Source organism: Weissella diestrammenae, assembly GCF_014397255.1.
GTDB lineage: Bacteria > Bacillota > Bacilli > Lactobacillales > Lactobacillaceae > Weissella > Weissella diestrammenae.
Genome location: NZ_CP060724.1, coordinates 583,412 through 602,487, shown reverse-complemented (window position 1 = coordinate 602,487; position 19,076 = coordinate 583,412). Strand labels below are relative to the sequence as shown.

The 19,076-nt window shown below is 41.1% G+C and carries 15 protein-coding genes and 1 tRNA gene; all 16 read left to right on the top strand.

From position 1 onward, the window contains the following. Positions 1 to 179 precede the first annotated feature (179 nt). The 16 genes from leuS to H9L19_RS02980 all read left to right on the top strand — a co-directional run bounded on the left by leuS (position 180) and on the right by H9L19_RS02980 (position 18,825). A complete protein-coding gene (gene leuS, locus H9L19_RS03050) occupies positions 180 to 2,594 on the top strand; it encodes a leucine--tRNA ligase (protein ID WP_187529679.1) in 2,415 nt (804 codons plus the stop codon). A 180-nt stretch (positions 2,595 to 2,774) separates the two neighbouring features. After that, positions 2,775 to 3,785: a PTS sugar transporter subunit IIC gene (locus H9L19_RS03045; protein ID WP_243198208.1), complete on the top strand. Its 1,011-nt coding sequence runs from the start codon at positions 2,775 to 2,777 to the stop codon at positions 3,783 to 3,785. 101 nt (positions 3,786 to 3,886) lie between these two features. After that, positions 3,887 to 3,959: transfer RNA gene (locus H9L19_RS03040), tRNA-Arg, on the top strand. 104 nt (positions 3,960 to 4,063) lie between these two features. Further along, entirely contained in the window at positions 4,064 to 6,190 is a 2,127-nt protein-coding gene (locus H9L19_RS03035) for a putative polysaccharide biosynthesis protein (RefSeq protein WP_187529677.1), read from the top strand. Between the two features lie 9 nt (positions 6,191 to 6,199). Then, positions 6,200 to 7,123 (top strand): magnesium transporter CorA family protein, encoded by a 924-nt coding sequence (locus tag H9L19_RS03030; RefSeq protein ID WP_187529676.1) that lies wholly within the window; start codon positions 6,200 to 6,202, stop codon positions 7,121 to 7,123. Positions 7,124 to 7,205: 82 nt separating this feature from the next. Further along, on the top strand, positions 7,206 to 7,343 hold the full coding sequence (locus H9L19_RS03025; RefSeq protein ID WP_187529675.1) for a hypothetical protein: 138 nt from the start codon (positions 7,206 to 7,208) through the stop codon (positions 7,341 to 7,343). 197 nt (positions 7,344 to 7,540) lie between these two features. After that, the gene (locus H9L19_RS03020; protein WP_187529674.1) at positions 7,541 to 8,650 is read left to right on the top strand and encodes a YdcF family protein; all 1,110 of its coding nucleotides are present in this window, start codon (positions 7,541 to 7,543) and stop codon (positions 8,648 to 8,650) included. 150 nt (positions 8,651 to 8,800) lie between these two features. After that, positions 8,801 to 10,228, top strand: coding sequence for an NADP-dependent phosphogluconate dehydrogenase (gene gndA, locus H9L19_RS03015; protein WP_187529673.1), 1,428 nt, complete (start codon positions 8,801 to 8,803; stop codon positions 10,226 to 10,228). A 179-nt stretch (positions 10,229 to 10,407) separates the two neighbouring features. Then, complete coding sequence (locus H9L19_RS03010; RefSeq protein WP_187529672.1) at positions 10,408 to 11,736, top strand: APC family permease; 1,329 nt, start codon at positions 10,408 to 10,410, stop codon at positions 11,734 to 11,736. 36 nt (positions 11,737 to 11,772) lie between these two features. Further along, on the top strand, positions 11,773 to 12,318 hold the full coding sequence (locus H9L19_RS08280; protein WP_243198207.1) for a M20/M25/M40 family metallo-hydrolase: 546 nt from the start codon (positions 11,773 to 11,775) through the stop codon (positions 12,316 to 12,318). Further along, on the top strand, positions 12,285 to 13,205 hold the full coding sequence (locus tag H9L19_RS08275) for a Sapep family Mn(2+)-dependent dipeptidase (RefSeq protein ID WP_243198205.1): 921 nt from the start codon (positions 12,285 to 12,287) through the stop codon (positions 13,203 to 13,205). The genes H9L19_RS08280 and H9L19_RS08275 overlap by 34 nt, the downstream gene beginning before the upstream one ends. A gap of 31 nt (positions 13,206 to 13,236) precedes the next feature. Next, entirely contained in the window at positions 13,237 to 14,097 is an 861-nt protein-coding gene (locus H9L19_RS03000) for a methyltransferase domain-containing protein (protein ID WP_187529671.1), read from the top strand. 75 nt (positions 14,098 to 14,172) lie between these two features. Continuing rightward, positions 14,173 to 14,580 carry a helix-turn-helix domain-containing protein gene (locus H9L19_RS02995; protein WP_187529670.1) on the top strand — a complete coding sequence of 136 codons (408 nt, stop codon included), beginning with the start codon at positions 14,173 to 14,175 and terminating at the stop codon, positions 14,578 to 14,580. 1 nt (position 14,581) lies between these two features. After that, positions 14,582 to 15,409, top strand: coding sequence for an SAM-dependent methyltransferase (locus tag H9L19_RS02990; protein ID WP_187529669.1), 828 nt, complete (start codon positions 14,582 to 14,584; stop codon positions 15,407 to 15,409). Between the two features lie 118 nt (positions 15,410 to 15,527). Beyond that, complete coding sequence (locus H9L19_RS02985) at positions 15,528 to 16,964, top strand: APC family permease (protein WP_187529897.1); 1,437 nt, start codon at positions 15,528 to 15,530, stop codon at positions 16,962 to 16,964. A gap of 52 nt (positions 16,965 to 17,016) precedes the next feature. Next, a complete protein-coding gene (locus tag H9L19_RS02980) occupies positions 17,017 to 18,825 on the top strand; it encodes a M3 family oligoendopeptidase (RefSeq protein ID WP_187529668.1) in 1,809 nt (602 codons plus the stop codon). Positions 18,826 to 19,076 lie beyond the last annotated feature (251 nt).

Sequence of the window (19,076 nt, the reverse complement as noted above, 5' to 3'; positions counted from 1 at the left end):
TTTTGTTGCGTTAAGCTGCAATTAGTCCGAGTTTTATTTTTAAGGGTGAAACTTAGGATTTTAAAGGAATTTGGGCATAACGAACGGGCTTTTTTAGTGTATAATTTTTACATATAAAAAAATAAGACGACATTTGCTCTTTGAAGTTAAAGGTGCAGTGAATGGAGTGAGGGAAATACATGGCATATCAACATCAAGCAATTGAGAAAAAATGGCAACACTATTGGGAAGAACATCAAACATTTAAAACATCAACTGACATGGATAAGCCAAAGTATTATGTTTTGGATATGTTCCCCTTCCCTTCAGGACAAGGATTACACGTGGGACATCCAGAAGGTTACACAGCAACGGATATTCTCGCACGTATGAAACGGATGCAAGGATTTAACGTACTTCACCCAATGGGATTTGATGCATTTGGCTTGCCAACTGAAGATTACGCCATCAAAACGGGGGCTAATCCTAAAGATGTTACAGCAACCAATGTGAAAAACTTCCGTCGACAAATGAAAGCCCTTGGTTTGTCATACGATTGGTCACGTGAAGTTAATACCACGGATCCTAAGTATTATAAGTGGACGCAGTGGATTTTTGAACAATTGTATAAAAAAGGGCTTGCCTACGAAGATAAGATTATGGTCAATTGGGCCCCTGATTATAATGGCGGTACAGTTGTTGCCAATGAAGAAATTATCGATGGTAAGACGGAACGTGGGGGATACCCAGTTTACCGTGTACCAATGCGGCAGTGGGTCTTAAAAATCACCGCCTACGCTGATCGCTTGCTAGAGGATTTAGAAGATTTAGATTGGCCAGAAGCGATTAAAGAGCAACAACGACACTGGATTGGGCGTTCGATTGGTGCAGCCGTTAATTTTGCGGTTGAAGGTCAGGACGAACAAATCGAAGTTTTCACAACTCGGGCTGATACACTCTTTGGTGCCACTTATCTCGTTTTGGCGCCTGAACATGAACTCGTTGAAAAAATAGTGACGCCAGAACAAGCCGATGCTGTAACGGCGTTCAAGGCAGCGATTGCTTCAAAGTCTGACTTGGAGCGAACAGATTTAAATAAAGATAAGTCAGGTGCGTTTACCGGTTCATATGCAGTTAATCCGATTAATGGTGAGAAATTACCAATTTGGATTGGTGACTATGTATTGGCGTCTTACGGCACTGGTGCAGTGATGGCCGTGCCAGCACATGATGCTCGCGACCACGAATTTGCTAAGAAGTATGACTTACCAATTCGGCAAGTCATTGCTGGTGATGGTGTGACTGATGCACCTTATACAGGTGATGGTGCGCATATTCAATCTGATTTCCTTAATGGTATGGATACGGAAGAAGCAAAAACGGCTGCTATTTATTGGCTGACTGAACATGGTGTCGGACAGAAAAAGGTAAATTATCGCTTGCGTGATTGGATTTTCTCACGTCAACGATATTGGGGTGAGCCAATTCCCGTGATTAATTGGGCGGATGGTACGAAAACATTAGTGCCAGAAGATGAACTACCACTTCGTTTGCCTGAAACCGACAATATTATGCCTTCTGGTACCGGTGAGTCGCCACTGGTTAACATTGAAGATTGGGTGAATGTTACTGATGAACAAGGGCGCCATGGAAAGCGCGAGACCAATACAATGCCGCAATGGGCAGGGTCTTCATGGTATTATTTGCGCTACATGGATCCGCATAATCCAGATGTCTTGGTTGACCCTAAGGTTGAGGCATATTGGCAAAACGTCGACTTGTACGTTGGTGGTGCAGAACATGCGGTGCTACATCTTTTGTATGCTCGTTTTTGGCATAAAATTCTCTTTGACCTTGGCGTGGTAACAACGAAAGAACCGTTCCAGAAGTTGGCTAATCAAGGGATGATTTTGGGCAGCAACCATGAAAAAATGTCGAAATCAAAGGGTAACGTCGTTAATCCAGATGATGTTGTTGCTGAATATGGTGCAGATACCTTGCGTCTCTATGAAATGTTTATGGGACCATTAGAACAATCGATTGCATGGTCTGAAGATGGCTTAGCTGGTTCACGTCGTTGGTTGGATCGTGTTTGGCGTTTGGTGATTGATGACGATAACCAATTGCGTGACCATGTGACAACAGTCAACGACCATCAATTAGACCGGGTTTATCATGAAACGGTTAAAAAGGTGACAGCCCATTACGCAGATTTGCGCTTCAACACGGCAATTTCGCAACTTATGATTTTTGTTAATGAAGCGTATAAAGCTGATAATTTACCGGTTGAGTATGTTGAAGGCTTCATTAAACTACTTTATCCAGTGGCACCACATATGGGAGAAGAGCTTTGGCACTACTTCCAACCTGAAATGTCAGTTCAAAAGGCTGACTGGCCAACGTATGATGAGGCGAAATTAGTTGAAGCAACGGTTGAGATTGTATTCCAAATCAACGGTAAACTGCGTGGTAAAGCTCAAATGGCTAAAGATGCATCAAAGGAAGCAATGATTGAAGCAGCTTTGGCTGATGAGAATGTGCAACGTCAATTAGCAGGCGCAACACCCAAAAAGGTGATTGCGGTGCCTGGTAAGTTAGTTTCAATCGTTGTATAAAATTCACACTTTCTTCACAAATAACGATTACAATAAACAAAATTAAAATCACGGGTGCCATATGTGGACCCGCGATTTTTTTAAACCCAAGAAGATAAATTTATTTGGCATGAAGGGATAATTGTGACTAAGATGTACAGAATTAACCAGCGGATGACTGTTGATCTAAAAACACTGAGTATGGCCGTATTAAACGGAAACAGTCTAGCGATTATTATTGCTTTGTTACCAGCATCATTAACGACGGGCGTTATTGGTATTATTGGCGTGAATGATTGGACTAATTCAATCAGTGTGATGACAAACGCTGCGCAAAGCATTTTACCGGTGTTAGCAGCTTTTGCGGTTGCACATGCATTACGGATGGGTACATTAGAAGCAGCTAGTATGGGGTTAGCGACTTTTGTCTCTTCAGGTGTTTTAAATGTGACCTCGGCAGGCATGATGATTAAAGGGACAGGATCCATCTTAAATATTATGCTGATGTCATTTGTCTCGACCTTAATCGTTTTGGGCCTTAGAAATCGGCTCGGCGCGTATAAAATGATCGTGTTGCCAACGGTGACGCTCTTAATTGGTGGCCTGATTGGTCAGGCAACTTTACCAAGCATGATTTGGATTCAAAATGCTGTCGGTCAGGCAGTCAGTGGGGCGACCAGTTTTACCCCAGTGTTGATGGGACTATTCTTAGGCGCAGCCTTTGCTTTTCTCATTACATCGCCATTGTCATCTGTCGGTATTGCAACCGCCATTTCACTGGTCGGCATTGGATCGGGTGCAGCCAACGTTGGGATAGCAACGGCGGCATTGATGTTAGCAATTATGGGGTATTCGGTTAATGCGATGGGTGCAACGTTAGCCCATGTGATTGGGTCACCGAAAATTCAATTGGCGAATTTGATTAGAAAGCCAATTCTCTATCTTCCCATTATGTTTGCTGGGGGAATTGGGGGTGCGCTAGCGGCAGTTCTAAAGATTCAGGGTACCGCATTCTCAGCTGGGTTTGGTTTTTCAGGTTTAATTGGGCCAATCACAGCATGGAATATTACGCCGGGGAACGATGCACCCATTCGTATTGTGGTGGCATACCTTGTCGTGACTGTCTTAGGTGCAGTTTTCACAGCATGGTTATTTATTGAAAAACTTCATTTGGTGGCACCAGATGATTTAAAGTTACTTGATGAGGATTAAATTCAAAAAAAGGTAAATGTAGACGCCTTTTTAACGATTAAAATTCAAAACACCACACCGAGTTTATCGTGTATAATTAACTCATGTGTGGTTTTTATATTGGCGCTATAGTTCAACAGGATAGAACAAGGACCTCCTAAGTCTTAGATCACAGTTCGAGTCTGTGTAGCGTCATTCAATCGCAATCAAGTTGATTTTGATTGTGTCAAATTGAAAAATTGCATGACCAATGATGAATGTATCAGATGATAAATTAATGAACAGTGAAGGGAGTAGCTATGACTGATGAAACGCATACCAGTCGAGGTATTCGTCGTGAAATGACGTATGACGAAGTGACGGCGTTACTGAATGGAAAAACGCTGGCTGAAGTTTTGGCGGATAATTCTTATGCCAGTCATGATTTTCAACCCCCCTCAGCAGTGACGACTGGGCAAACGACACCTCCCCCAACGACTAATAATCAGGTAGAGATGAAAATGCCAGGCACGCAAAATAACCAGGTAGCACCGAGTGAACCTCATTCAAGCCGACCAGTATCTGTACCAGACCCAATCCTTGCGACTTCAGAAACGGATGGCGATATGCCACATCAAAAACATCGGCGAGGATTGACCTTTGTCACACCGGAAATTTTAATGCCTAAAGATGATTTAACACATCATATTAAAGTGACCGAAGTTTCAGATACATTTGATTACCGTAATCAAACGCTAAAGCCGGAAGAAAAGCGCAGTACATTGATTAGTGAGCAAGGCTTGTTGCATGACGAGGAAGCAAAGCAACGTGCGAAGTCTGCACCGCTAAGTACCCAATCAAAAATGCTACGTGGGTCATTGTGGATGACATTAGGTAATTTATTTTCACGATTATTGGGTGCTTTGTACATTATTCCCTGGACGATGATGCTTGGTGTGACGTATTCAACGAGTGCCAATGGACTATATGCGCAAGGTTATCAAATTTATTCGGTCGCATTACTGATTGCCACCGCTGGATTACCAAATGTCTTAGCGCGACTAGTGGCTGAATATGCCGCGAAAAAACAATTTGGGCGAATTAAATATATTTTTAGACAGTCACTCATTCTGGGTGGCATCATGGGCGTTATCTCAGCACTAGCCCTTTATATGCTGGCTGGTCCACTGTCACAAGGTAACCCAAACGTTGTACCAGTGATTCGATCATTGGCAGCGGCAGTCTTAGTCATTCCAATTTTGTCAATGCTACGCGGCTATGTGCAGGGATTTGAATTTATGTCAATTTCTGCTACGTCACAAGTGGTTGAACAATTTGTTCGTGTTGTTTATATGTTAGGTATGACAGCGTGGATTATGTTGGGTAAACATGGTAATTGGGTTGACGCGACTGTGCAGTCTACTTTAGCTGCATTTTTTGGTGCCATGGCCGGTATCTTGGTCGTGTTGATTGGGATCGCCCGGCGAAAAAATTATTTTGATAGTCAATATGTATTAACCGGTATCAATGGTACGGATGATAGTGTGATGTGGAAAATGATGCGCCAGGCATTACCGGTGATTTTTGCGGGTTCGGCTATCGCATTAGTCCAAGTTATCGATCAATTTACATTTTTTAAAATTATGAATCGAGCAACACAGTATTCGAGTGCGATTATTGATCAAATGTTTGCGCAATTTTCGTTTAATTCAAATAAATTAGTGATGTTAGTTGTTTCCCTGGCAGTTGCCATGGCCGAAACCACCTTACCGATGTTATCGCGGGCGAAAGCCTTGGCTAACCCGGTTGAGATTGGACAACAAGTTAGTTTTGCTCTGAAATTATTGGCCTTTGTTATTTTGCCAGCTTCACTTGGAATGGCTGCGGTTGCCCATCCATTGTACGTCGTTTTCTATGGGACAAGTGATTTGCAAAATGGTGTGTTAATTTTACAGTATGCTAGTTTCGTTGGGATTATGTTCGGCTTGTATATGGTCGTCCTTGCCGTTTACCAAGGAATTGGTGAAATCAAATTTACCGTTTACTTAATGGGTTTGATTTTAATCATCAAGTTAGTCTTACAATACCCACTAACGGTTTGGTTTAAAGGTATGGGACCATTGATGGCGACCTTAATGGCCTTTGCCATTTGCCTCGTTTGGTCCGTTTGGCGTCTCATTAAACGCTATCCAGCTAATTGGCATCGGTTAAATTATTCAATGATGTTGATGTTATTTTGGAGCCTTGTGACCTATTTGGTCGTTGCACCGATTGTGAATACGCTTAATATTTTTGTTAACGACTCACGCATGACACAAATGATTGTTTTGCTGATTGGTGTGCTTATCGGTGGGGGAATTTATGGAACGGCAGCGCTTAAGACGCACCTTGGGGTTGAAATATTGGGTGATCGTGCACGTCGCTTGGCAGAAAAATTACCCTTTTAGGGGAGAAATATGATTACAACAACAAAACCTTTTAATACGTTCACTTGGTTACAAGTCCACAAGATGGCACCGAAAGACCGTGAACAGTTGTACAAGCAGTACCATATCTCAAATGAGTTGATCAACTACGCGATTGATCCATACGAAAGTGCGCGGATTGAGCTTGATGATCAAGCAATGCTGATTATCTTTGATGTGGTGACGCCAACATCATCGATTGCCACAACTGAGCCGGTTGGTTTGTTGATTGATACAAATCAACAAACTTTGGTGACGTTCACGCGCGATGAAACGAGCTATATTACAACTTATATTGAACAAATTGTAGCGCACTATTTACAAAAACAGCATCAAGAATCAACACCAGTTGACGTACTAATTAGTGCGTTAACTGTCCTAGCTAGTAAATTTCAATCGGCGATTTTAGAAATTAATCGGCGACGTAATCCTATTCAACGTGAAATACGATTGGTGAAAAATACGCAAGGAAAAGTGGATGAATTAATGGATCTACAAACTGATTTAATTTATCTTTTGAATTCATTGCATACTGATTTTGATTTATTGAGTGTCTTGGCTAAGCAACAGACAATCCGCTTGACCCCAGCACAAATAGAATTAGTTGAAGACACGCGTGTTGAATTGAATCAAGCCATTGATACCGGTGAACTCTCACAAATGGTGACCAATCAAGTGGCAGATTCTTATGCAAATTTAGCTAATAGTAACTTGAATTGGACCATGAAATTATTAACGGTTTTCACAATTGTCCTCACAATTCCAAATATTGTCTCTGGTTTTTATGGTCAAAACGTGGCGAAATTGCCATGGGCGGGGATGCGCAATTCATGGCTGATTACGATTATTATCGTCATTATTTTAATGATAGTGACAATTTGGTTGATGTGGCGTTCCGGCTTCCTAAAAAAATAGCCTTGGAGATTTTCATTGACTTGTGTCATAATATTCGGTAAGATTATTAGGTTATCGATAGCAAATACGGAGGTAAATAACCATGGCTGTTAAATCACCATACAATTCATGGGCTGGTAAGCGTCCAGTTAACCATGATGCGAATAAAAAGGCTCGTCAAGAGACGACTGTTAATATCCAAGCTTGGGCAAAGGGTAAAGCAGAATTAGAAAGCAAGTAAGCACTTGTTTTTGAAGCATTTACAAATCGTAAAATAAATACCGTTAGATAATGTTAATTATCTGACGGTATTTTTTTTGATGTTCAGGACCTGATAAATACCATCATAATACGTAACGACTTAATTTGAACATATTGCCAGTGTATCGTAAATAAGTAATAATGTAGTTATAATACATTGAATAGTAGGGAGTAGTTATGATGTTGCAAAACGAATTTGAACAATTCAATCAGTTAGGACATCTCAATCTGGTTATGCCAATCATATTAGGTTTATTAGCCCTTTTTGGTGTGCTGTTTTATCAATCATATCGAAAAAATCGGGTACGTTTGTTAAATGGGTATTTGGCTAGCATCATTATGATGTTACTAGGTGTTTTAGTTACCGTTAGTTTGCTAATGTTGCGAAATCCGGTTTTCTTTAGCGTTTGGGTAGTTTTGCTGGTCATTCTATTGATTGTGCTAACCATCATTTTCAGTTTGCTCTACTTAATATTGATTATTAATGGTTTATTGATGTGGTACCGCGAATCCTTAAATCTTGCGAACAGCTTGACATTAATTCTCGGGGTGGCCTTGGTGATCTATCCGTTAATTATTGATGGGTTGCAAAGAATCTTACCACAGTGGCTGATGTTGATGCTTAATTTAGCAGAAGGGTTATTATTGACGTATTTTGTGGTTAATTTCTTGGCGTTTATGTTGTCATTTCTTTTGTTACGTTTGACCCGTCCTAAATTTGATAAAGATTATATCATTGTCTTAGGCGCAGGATTAATTAATGGCCGGGAGGTGTCAAATTTATTAGCGTCACGTATCCAACGCGGGATTGATTTTGCGAATCGACAAATTTCAGCCACTGGAAAAACACCTTATTTGATCTTATCCGGTGGGCAAGGTGGGGATGAGGCAATAGCAGAAGGATTGGCCATGCAAGCGTATGTATTAGAACATCAACTCTATGACGCGGATTATATCTTACCGGAGACCGCGTCAAAAAACACCTTAGAAAATATGCTTTTCTCAAAACAACTTATGACATCAAGAAATATAAAGGTTGACAAAGGTGTCTTTGCAACGAGTGATTATCATGTTTATCGGGCGACAGGTTATGCCTTGTTTGCAGGATTAAATATTAGTGGTCTGGGTGCCAAAACACGTAAGTATTTTATTCCTTCAGCACTAATCCGTGAGTACATTGCAATTTTGATGCAACATAAACGGTTTCATCTCATAATGGTTATTATGATATTATTGATAGCTATCGTTGTGGGTGTGTTTACCGGTTATTATACGTATTGGCGCTAAGTGTGAATGATTGTGCATTAAAGATTGCTTTTTTGACGCGATTAAATGTGAACAAAAGATGAAATGAGTCTACGATGCGTATTTAACCATTTGAAAAACGGTATAATAGAACTGGAACAGAAATTGACAAAAGAACTGTGGAGGCAAATAATGGCAAATGCAAATTTTGGTGTCGCTGGGTTAGCTGTTATGGGGCGTAATCTTGCATTAAATGTTGAATCACGTGGGTATACGGTTGCAGTGTATAATCGTTCGCGTGAACGGACAGATGATTTGGTGCAATCGCATCCTGACAAACAATTTGTACCAAGTTATACAATTGAAGATTTCGTTCAATCAATTGAGCGACCACGGCGTATTTTATTGATGGTCAAGGCTGGTGCCGGGACGGATGCAGTGATTGAAGAATTGTTGCCATTCCTTGACCAAGACGATATTTTGATTGATGGTGGAAACACTTTTTATGAGGACACGATTCGTCGCTCGAATTATTTAGCTGAATCAGGAATTAACTTTATTGGCATGGGTGTTTCTGGGGGTGAACTTGGCGCACTTCAAGGACCATCTATGATGCCTGGTGGGCAAAAGGCAGCTTATGATTTAGTTGATCCAGTCTTAAAGGAAATTGCCGCGCGTGCACCAGAAGATGGAAAGCCAACGGTGGCTTATATTGGTCCAGATGGTGCTGGTCACTACGTTAAAATGGTACACAATGGGATTGAATATGGCGATATGCAATTGATTTCAGAAGCCTATGATTTGTTGAAACGGGTCTTAGGTTTGACCCCTGAAACGTTGGCAGCCACATTCAAGCAATGGAATGCTGGTGAGTTGGATTCATATTTGATTGAAATCACGGCTGATATTCTAACTCGTCGGGATGATTTGGGCAGCGATGCGCCAATTGTCGATATGATTTTGGACCGTGCGGGTAATAAAGGGACTGGTAAGTGGTCATCACAATCAGCCTTAGAAGTTGGGGCCCCCCAGTCATTAATCACTGAATCAGTATATGCGCGCTATATTTCGGCGATGAAAGATGACCGACTTGCAGCGGCAGAAGCTTTACATGGACCAGATTACAAATTTGATGGTGATTTAGAAGCAACGATTGAAGATATTCGTCAAGCACTGTATTTTGGTAAAATCATGTCATATGCACAAGGATTTGATCAGTTACGCATGGCATCAGATCACTTTGATTGGAACTTGCCATTTGGTGAATTGGCACAACTTTGGCGGGCGGGTGCCATTATTCGGGCACGCTTCTTGCAACGCATTACAGATGCTTATCAAGCTGAACCAGAATTGCATAACTTGCTATTAGACGATTACTTTAAGACTGTCGCTGAAAAGTATCAAGCTGCTGCACGACGGGTGGTAGCATTGGCAGTACAAGCTGGTATCCCAGCGCCATCATTGGCAGCTGCGGTCGCTTACTTTGACTCATATCGTTCGGCAGTCTTGCCAGCGAATTTGATACAAGCTCAGCGTGATTATTTTGGCGCTCACACTTATGAGCGGACGGATAAGCCAGCTGGGGAAATGTATCATTATTCTTGGTACGATGAAGCTTAATCGAAATGAAGCACAATTAAAACAAGACATTGGTGTCTTGTTTTTTTATTGGTCGGAATTTTCAACGCGGTGAAAAATGAGGCATTTTGATTGTCGTTGCCAAACAATTCTGCTATTCTTATGACAGTTTAGCTTAATTTTTTGGCTAATAAATCTGTGTTTTAGTGGGGGAGTTAGTGATGGAACAAAAAGTGACTTTGAAACAAGATTTAGGTCTGATTTCTGGCTTAGCATTAGTTGTTGGAACGGTGATTGGATCAGGTGTGTTTTTTAAACAGGCCAGTGTTTTACAAACGACTGGGAATCAAACGCTTGGTCTTTTGGCTTGGACACTCGGTGGTGTCATCACTTTGGCTGCTGGATTGACAGTGGCAGAAATTGGGTCCCGAATTCCAGATGCTGGTTCAGGTGGTTTTTATAGTTATATTGAAAAAATTTATGGTCACTTTTGGGGCTTCATGACCGGCTGGTCGCAGGTGATTGTTTATGCGCCGGCGGTTATTGCATCAATTGGGGGCTATGCAGCTCATTTGACAGCTAATTTTCTTGGTATTGATATGGTTTGGGCGCGTTACATTGGTATTTTTTATATTATATTCATCGCTGGATTAAATCTTTTGGAAAATAGGATTGCGGCGGTGTTCGCTGTTACAACGACTATCATTAAAATGATTCCTATTGTTGGGTTAATGATTTATGGTATCTTTTTTGGTCATGCGAATGCGTTGGGACAGACTATGACGCAAGTGACATCAACGACCAGCGGTAGTTTTGGGATGGCAATTTTAGCGACCTTATTTGCCTATGATGGTTGGGTGTTGGTCGCAAATATTCGTGGGGAAATGCGTCGACCTAAGCGCGATTTACCATTGTCGATTATTCTTGGTGTGACGTTGGTCTTGGTTGCGTATGTCGGTGTGACTTTTGGTGTTTATCGGACGTTACCCAGCGCAACCATTATCAGTTTAAAGGATAATGCGGTGTTTGCCATTATCCAATCCGCATTTGGCACATTTGGTGGTCGCTTACTTTCAGTTATTATTATTATTTCAATGTTAGGGACGATGAATGGAAAGATGGTGGCCTTTCCACGTATGGCGTATATGATGGCGCAAAATGGTTTGTTTCCAAAATATTTAGCACGTCTTAATCGTCGGACGTTTGTCCCTTCAAACGCCACCTTGTCATTAAGTGGCTTAACAATTTTACTCACATTGTTTACAAATTCAGCTGACCGTATTTCTGACATGGCGATGTTTACGATTTGGTTGTTTTATGTCGCTGCATTTATTGGCTTATTCGTTTTACGGTATCGTCAGCGAGATCAGGAGCGCCAAATTGATTTTAAAGTGCCTCTTTTCCCAGTGACACCCTTGATTGGTGTTTTTGGTGGCTTATTCGTTGTGGTATCAACGATTCAAAGTGATTTTTCGGGAACAATCGTTTCAATCCTGATGGTTGCGGTTGGGATCCCTGTTTATTATTACTTTACGCATCACAATCAATAGTGTTGTACCACATTGAACGGATTGGAGGCCTTATAGATGGTGACATGGTTTGAACGAACGAAGCCTTATGAACAAGCATTGATTGATGATTTGGATCAAATTATCAAAATTCCGTCTATCTTAGATTCCAAAACTATCAGTGAACAAACGCCTTATGGCGCCGATATGATTCGAGCCTTAAGTAAAATGGAAGCTTTTGCTCGCCGTGATGGTTTTTCATATGGTCGTGTGAATAACCAAGTGACTTGGATTGAATATGGACCAAGTCAAGCTGAAGAGTCAATCGGGATATTAACGCATATTGATGTGGTTGCTGCCGGTGATGGTTGGTTACGTGATGCGTTTAAACCTGAAATTCTCAATGGGCTTTATTTTGGTCGTGGCGCACACGATATGAAGGCCGATTTAATGAGTGCATACTATGCTCTGAAGTATTTGAAAGATAATCATATTCAGGTGCAACGTAAAATCCGCTTAATTATTGGAACCGACGAAGAAACGGGTTGGCGTGATTTACCACAATATTTTGCCGCCGAGGGGAGCCGACCATGGGCTTTTCGCCTGATGGCGCTTTTCCAGTGATTAATGGTGAGAAAGGGTTTGTAACTTTGCGTTTGAGATTTGCTAGTGAGTCTGCGGGTACTTATCGCTTGAAACGATTTATTGCCGGCGATCGCGCCAATGTTGTTCCTGGTGAAGCTCGTGCTCGAGTAGATGTACCAGATCAAGATGCTTTCATACACGCCTATGCAAATTATTTGAAACGTTATCCTTTTTTACGCGGAAAAGCGAATAAAATTAACCAGTCATCACGTGTCGCATTAACACTTTTCGGGCAACAAGCGCATGGTGCATATCCAGAAGATGGACAAAATGCCGGTACGTATTTAGCTAATTTTTTAGCTCGTTTTGAATTTGCAGGGCATGCGGCACAATTTTTAAATTTTATTGGTCATCAAGTGCATGATGATCCGTTTGCGGTTAAGATTGGCTTGTCGTATGAAGATCAAGTCATGGGAAGGCTCACTTTAAATGTTGGTGAAATGCGTTATTCCGACCATGGACAAGGTGCAATCGTTTTAAATATTCGCTACCCATTAGGCGTAACAGTTGATAAAATAAAAAAGCAGGTACAAATAAGCTTTGGTAAGCGAATACCAATGCTGTTAACTGAAGAAAGTGTTAGTATGTTACCGCACTTTGTATCGGAAACAGATGAATTAGTGGGGACGCTATCATTAGTTTATGCGAGTCAGACGGGCTTTTATCGGCGGCCACAAACTTCAAATGGTGGATCCTACGCGCGTTTATTGCGCCGTGGTGTGGCCTTTGGTGGTCAGTTCCCAGATGTGCCAGTGTCGAGTCATCAGGCAAATGAGAACACGCCGGTTGCTAATCTGACCAAAGCAATGGCAATTTTTGCTGAATCATTAATTTTATTAGGCAATCCAAAGCAAAATAATCAATAATGAAATAAAACGCAATTCATATGGGAGTAGCATGAAGAAAATAGAAAAAGGACGTCAATTTGTGACTGAACACTTAACATTGTTTCGGTGCTTAGTTTGTGATCAACCTTATGATCATCTGAATGAGAATAGTTTGGTTTGTGTTAATGGGCATCAAATTGATTTAAATAAACGCGGTAGTTTAGTGTTTTTGAACCATGCCGTGAATACAGAATATGATGATAAAATGTTGGCTGCACGGCGGCGAGTGCTGGCAGCCGGCCTTTTTGATGGCATTATTGATGCGGTTGGTCGGGCGCTTCCTGATACGCCACAAACACTTTTAGATGTTGGTACTGGCGAAGGAACACCACTCATGCGTCTTTTGGAGCGGCGGCAGGTTGGTGATACTGCAGTCGGATTTGATATTAGTAAAGCGGGCATTAATCTGGCGACCCAGCTGACGACTGATGCTTTTTTTACGGTAGCTGATTTGGCCCAATTACCATTTAATGATCAAAGTTTCGATAGTGTCATCGAGTTCTTTTCACCTAGTGCATATCGTGAATTTAACCGGGTTGCCAAACCAAATGGTCACTTGGTTAAGGTTATTCCAGCTAGTGGTTACCTCAAAGAATTACGAGAAATGCTCTATCCGACGACATCAGAGAATCATACCTATGATAATACGCGAGTACGAGAATTATTTGCAGCGCATTACCCTGACATGACAAGTGAACACGTTACGTATTCATGGACAATTCCAATGGATTTGTGGGTCGATTTACTACACATGACACCTTTGCATTGGGGTGCGCGTCCGGAGGCACAAGCTGCTGCGGAACAAAAACAATTAACTCAAGTGACGGTCGATGTTTTAGTTTTATCAACAAATATTAATAAAAACATATAAGAACATGGTAATCTTACTTTTTTTTCGGTAAAATAGTATCAAATGGATTTTAATTAAGAAGAAAGGGGACCGGGTATGTTTCCAGAAAGATTACGTGAACTGCGGAAAAGTCGCAATATTACGCTAGAGACTCTGGCTGAAGCGTTGAATAAACAACTAGATCCAGGTCAAAAGCCAAATACTGCAGCGCAGATTGGTAATTGGGAACGTGGTGACCGGTCACCTTCATATCTAGAAGTACGAAAATTAGCGGATTTCTTTGATGTAACAATGGACTTTCTCGTGGGACGGATTAGTGTCGAAAAGACCGATTTGTCTTTGTTATTCTTATCGGGTAAAGAAATTGATTATAACGGTAAAGCTTTGACGGATCAGGATCGATTTGACATTTTTCAAATTATCAATCGTCATTTTGCTGAAAAAAATAGTATATTTAGTTTTGATGAAGACCTACCAGTCAATCATCAAGGAGATTTATTTTAATATGAAAAATCAACAGATACATGTTGGTGAGGAACAGCTCATTGAGGAGGAATATCTCAATGAGCTGTTGCATTATCAAGCCCAATTTAAAATGGTACCAAAGATTAGTCAGTTGATTGAAATGGTTATTGATGCCATTTCAGCATTAAAAATGGGGAATTTACCGCCAAGGTTGCCGGTGTTAGAAATAGATGAGGCAATGATCGCTGATTTACAACAATCAGTATTGGCACGTTATCCAAATCAACCTGAGCTGGGGAATGCCTTTTGGCAGACGCAAATCAATGCACTATCAGAATTGGATTTTTTGTTCCGTCATTTTAGAGATTTCATCATTGAACAATTCAGTATGTACGGATATATTTCGGCACCTTGGATTCAAGCCCTATCAAAGTACCTTAATGGTCGAACAACACTTGAATTGATGGCTGGAAGAGGTTATTTAACAGCGGGGTTGCGGGCGTGTAATCAAGACCAACTAATTGTCGCAATCGATAATGCCACATGGATTAATCAACCTGATGTTCGCCATCAATCTGAAATCACTGCGGTTGAGCACCTTGATGTCCAATTAGCATTGGAAAAATATGGGGCACAGTCTGAAGTGATTATTATGAGTTGGGCGCCTGACACTTCAGAAATTGATGTTGCGGTTTTAGAATGGATTCGGATGCATTTTAAGGGTGAGCTAATCGTCATTGGTGAATTAGAGGGGGCCACTAATTCAAAGAAGTTCTGGCAAACAGCGCAAATAACACCGATTAAAAGTTTAAATGATAGGTATCCAAGTTTTGATCTTATTGATGAAAAAACCTATCATGTGGAATAGAGAGAGGATTGATTAAATGAATCTCGGGTGTAATTTGCTTGAAAAACGCTATTCCGTCATGTATTATTAAAGAATTATGTGAAAACGATTAATAAATAAAACAGTAGAGGGTATGAATATGGGGATTTGGCAACGAATGAGTCGTCGCGAAGATGCGGCAAATTATGAGGATCGAGATGCAAAGCTACAGCGTGTGCTAGGAGTAAAGGATTTTTTGGCTTTAGGTGTTGGTACGATTGTATCTGCATCAATTTTTACGTTGCCAGGTGTTATTGCGGCTGGTCATGCAGGGCCAGCGGTAATTATTTCATTTATTGCCGCCGCAATTGTCGCGGGACTCATTGCGTTTGCCTATGCTGAAATGGCTGCCGCCATGCCCTTTGCTGGTTCAGCATATTCTTGGATTAATGTCTTGTTTGGTGAATTTTTTGGTTGGATTGCCGGTTGGGCATTATTGGCTGAATACTTTATTGCCTTAGCTTTTGTTGGCTCAGGCTTGTCAGCAAATTTACGTGGTTTGCTCACTGAACTCGGTGTACAAATTCCGACTGTGTTTGCAACGCCAATTTTATCAGGTGGCTTTGGCGATGTGATTGCTGTTGGGGCAATTTTACTTGTGACGACATTATTAAGCCGAGGTGTTAAGAACGCATCACGGGTTGAAATTTTTCTGGTTTTAGCAAAAATATTTGCGATTGTTCTTTTCTTATTAGTCGGATTAACCGCATTTCAAACTAAGAATTTACATCCTTTTATACCTGCCTATGATGCAACAATTAAGCCAGGTCCATTTGGTGGTTGGCAGGGAATTTGGGCTGGTGTATCCGGAATTTTCTTATCATATATCGGATTTGATTCGATTGCTGCTAATTCAGCAGAAGCTAAAAATCCAGGTAAAACAATGCCTCGTGGTATATTGGGCTCATTATTGATTGCGGTTGTGCTCTTTTCAGCTGTTTCAATTGTTTTAGTTGGTATGTTTAAATATACGCGGTATGCCAACAATGCTGAACCGGTCGCTTGGGCATTACGAATGATTGGTCATCCAATTGTGGCTGCAGTGGTTGGTGCAATTGCGGTTGTAGGGATGTTAAGTGCTTTGATTGGTATGAGTATGGCAGGTTCACGTCTGATTTATTCCTTTGGTCGTGATGGACTATTACCAAAACAACTTGGTAAGCTCAACGCCAAGCATTTACCTAATGTTGGGTTGTGGAGTCTGACTGCTGTAGCAGTATTGATTTCGGAATTTTTTGAATTTTCGCAATTGGCGCAATTAATTTCGGCAGGGACACTGGTTGCCTTTATTTTCGTGTCCTTAGGCATTTATCGTTTGCGCCCACGTGAAGGACGTGATCTAACCGATCCAGCATTTAAAATGCCATTGTATCCAATTTTACCAGCCATAGCGGCGCTTAGTGCCTTTGGTGTATTAATGGGCTTGGGAATTGATGCAAAAGTGATGATGCTGGGCTGGTTTGTGTTAGGTGTAGTGATTTATTTTGTATATGGTATAAAACATTCGATTATGAATGATGAACGAATAACAAGATAAACTGAGTGGTGGATTGTTGTCACGTTTATGAGACGAAAAGGAGTTTTAAACAATGACTTATTCCTTAAATTGGGACTTGGATGCTATTTTTCCGGGTGGGATACACTCGCCGGCGTTGAAGAAAAAATTAGCATTATTACAACAACAAATTGATTCGTTTTCGCATGCGGTTAGGCAGTATCAGTTAAGTGATGAGACGGAAAATTATACAAAATTAGCTCAGTTAACTGAAGATTATCAAACGATTCTCGCAGGTCATTTGACGGTTGATCTATTTGTTAATGCGCATTTTGCCGCAGATTTTACTAATGCCATTTACCGGCCGTATATGTCACAGGTCGAATCATTGGCAGTGGCTTTGAATGAGCCTGAGAATGGTTTAAAAAAAATATTGGCAACGTTTGATACATCAGTATTTGAACAAATTATGCAGCTTCCTGCTTTTACAGATATTAGTTTTGCGTTAAAAGAATTGCGACGAGAAGCCCAACGCTTATTGGATGATCAAACTGAGGAAGTGATGGCCAAATTAGCAGTCGATGGCATTCACGCATGGTCTGCACATTATGAAACATTAGCTGGCACGTTGAGTTTGACATTTACAGATGAAAACAATCACGAACAAACGATTTCTGCGGGACAGGCGCTGAATCAATTAGATGGTTATCCGAATGCGCAAGTACGCCGACGTATTATGCAGGCCTATGAAGTCATGTGGGGGCAGGCAGAAAATCTCGCTGCTGATTCGCTCAACCATATTGCTGGGGCAAGGTTGACCATGCAAAAAGCGCACGGGTTTAATGATTACCTGAGTGAACCGTTGATGTTAAATCGCATGTCAAAAAAGACGCTTGAGACGATGTGGCAAGTCGTTGATGCGAATAAAACAATGTTTAAACCATTTTTTGAACGAAAGGCACAGTTGTTGGGGCTGGATGGTATTGCATGGCAGGACCAAGTTGCACCAATTACAACGCTGGGAGATTATACACCAACAGAATTGAGTTATGATGCTGCCGCACAACTGATTATTCAAAATTTTAAGCAATATTCGCCAAAAATGGCTGATTTTGCGGCCCATGCTTTTGAACATCGATGGATTGAGGCCGAAAATCGACCAGGCAAACAGCCGGGTGGATGGATGGAAAGTGTGCCGGATATCCATGAATCGCGTATTTTTCTGACATTTACTGGGTCGGTTAACGATGCTGCAACCATTGCCCATGAATTGGGGCATGGTTTTCATTCGAGTGTATTAACAGACTTACCACCATTGCGGGATCAATACGCAATGAATGTCGCTGAAACGGCATCAACATTTGCCGAATTAGTGGTCAATGACGCAAGTGTATCTGCTGCAAAGAGCGATGCTGAAAAAGTCGTTTTGCTGGATGCAAAAATGGCGAATCCAGTCGCAATGTTTCTAAACATCCATGCGCGGTTTGAATTTGAAAATGCTTTCTATCAAGAACGTGCTAAGGGTTATGTGACAGCTGACCGATTGAATACATTGATGAGTGCCGCGCAAGAAGATGCTTTTGCAGGTGTTCTAACGGAAAAACATCCACATTTTTGGGCTTCTAAGTTACATTTTTATGGTGATACGGTGCCGTTTTATAATTTCCCATATACATTTGGCTATTTATTTAGTGCTGGTATTTACGCATGGGCTCAAGAACAACCAGATTTTGAAACGGCGTATATTGCTTTGTTACGTGATACAGCTGCAATGTCAACTGAAGAATTGGCCCAGCAACATTTGGGTGTTGATTTAACGCAACCAGATTTTTGGCAGGCTGGGGCTGATATGGTGAAAAAAGATATTCAAAATTATTTGGCGTTATCAGCACAATTTGTATAATGCTGGTGATTGGGAACCGCAATTGACCTTGGCAAATTTCAAGGTCTTTTTTTATAGTGTCATTCAAGTATCTGTTGGATTGAAAAGCAATTTAACATCTGTTTGAAATAGGTGGATAAATCGACGCATGATTAAGGAAAAGATTGATTTAAAGTACAATGTGACTTGAGAACTTAATAGTGATTGAGACCTTAGTGAAGGCACTCAGCCGTTTAAACATTGTTGATTTTGGTGTACAATGTAAGACATAT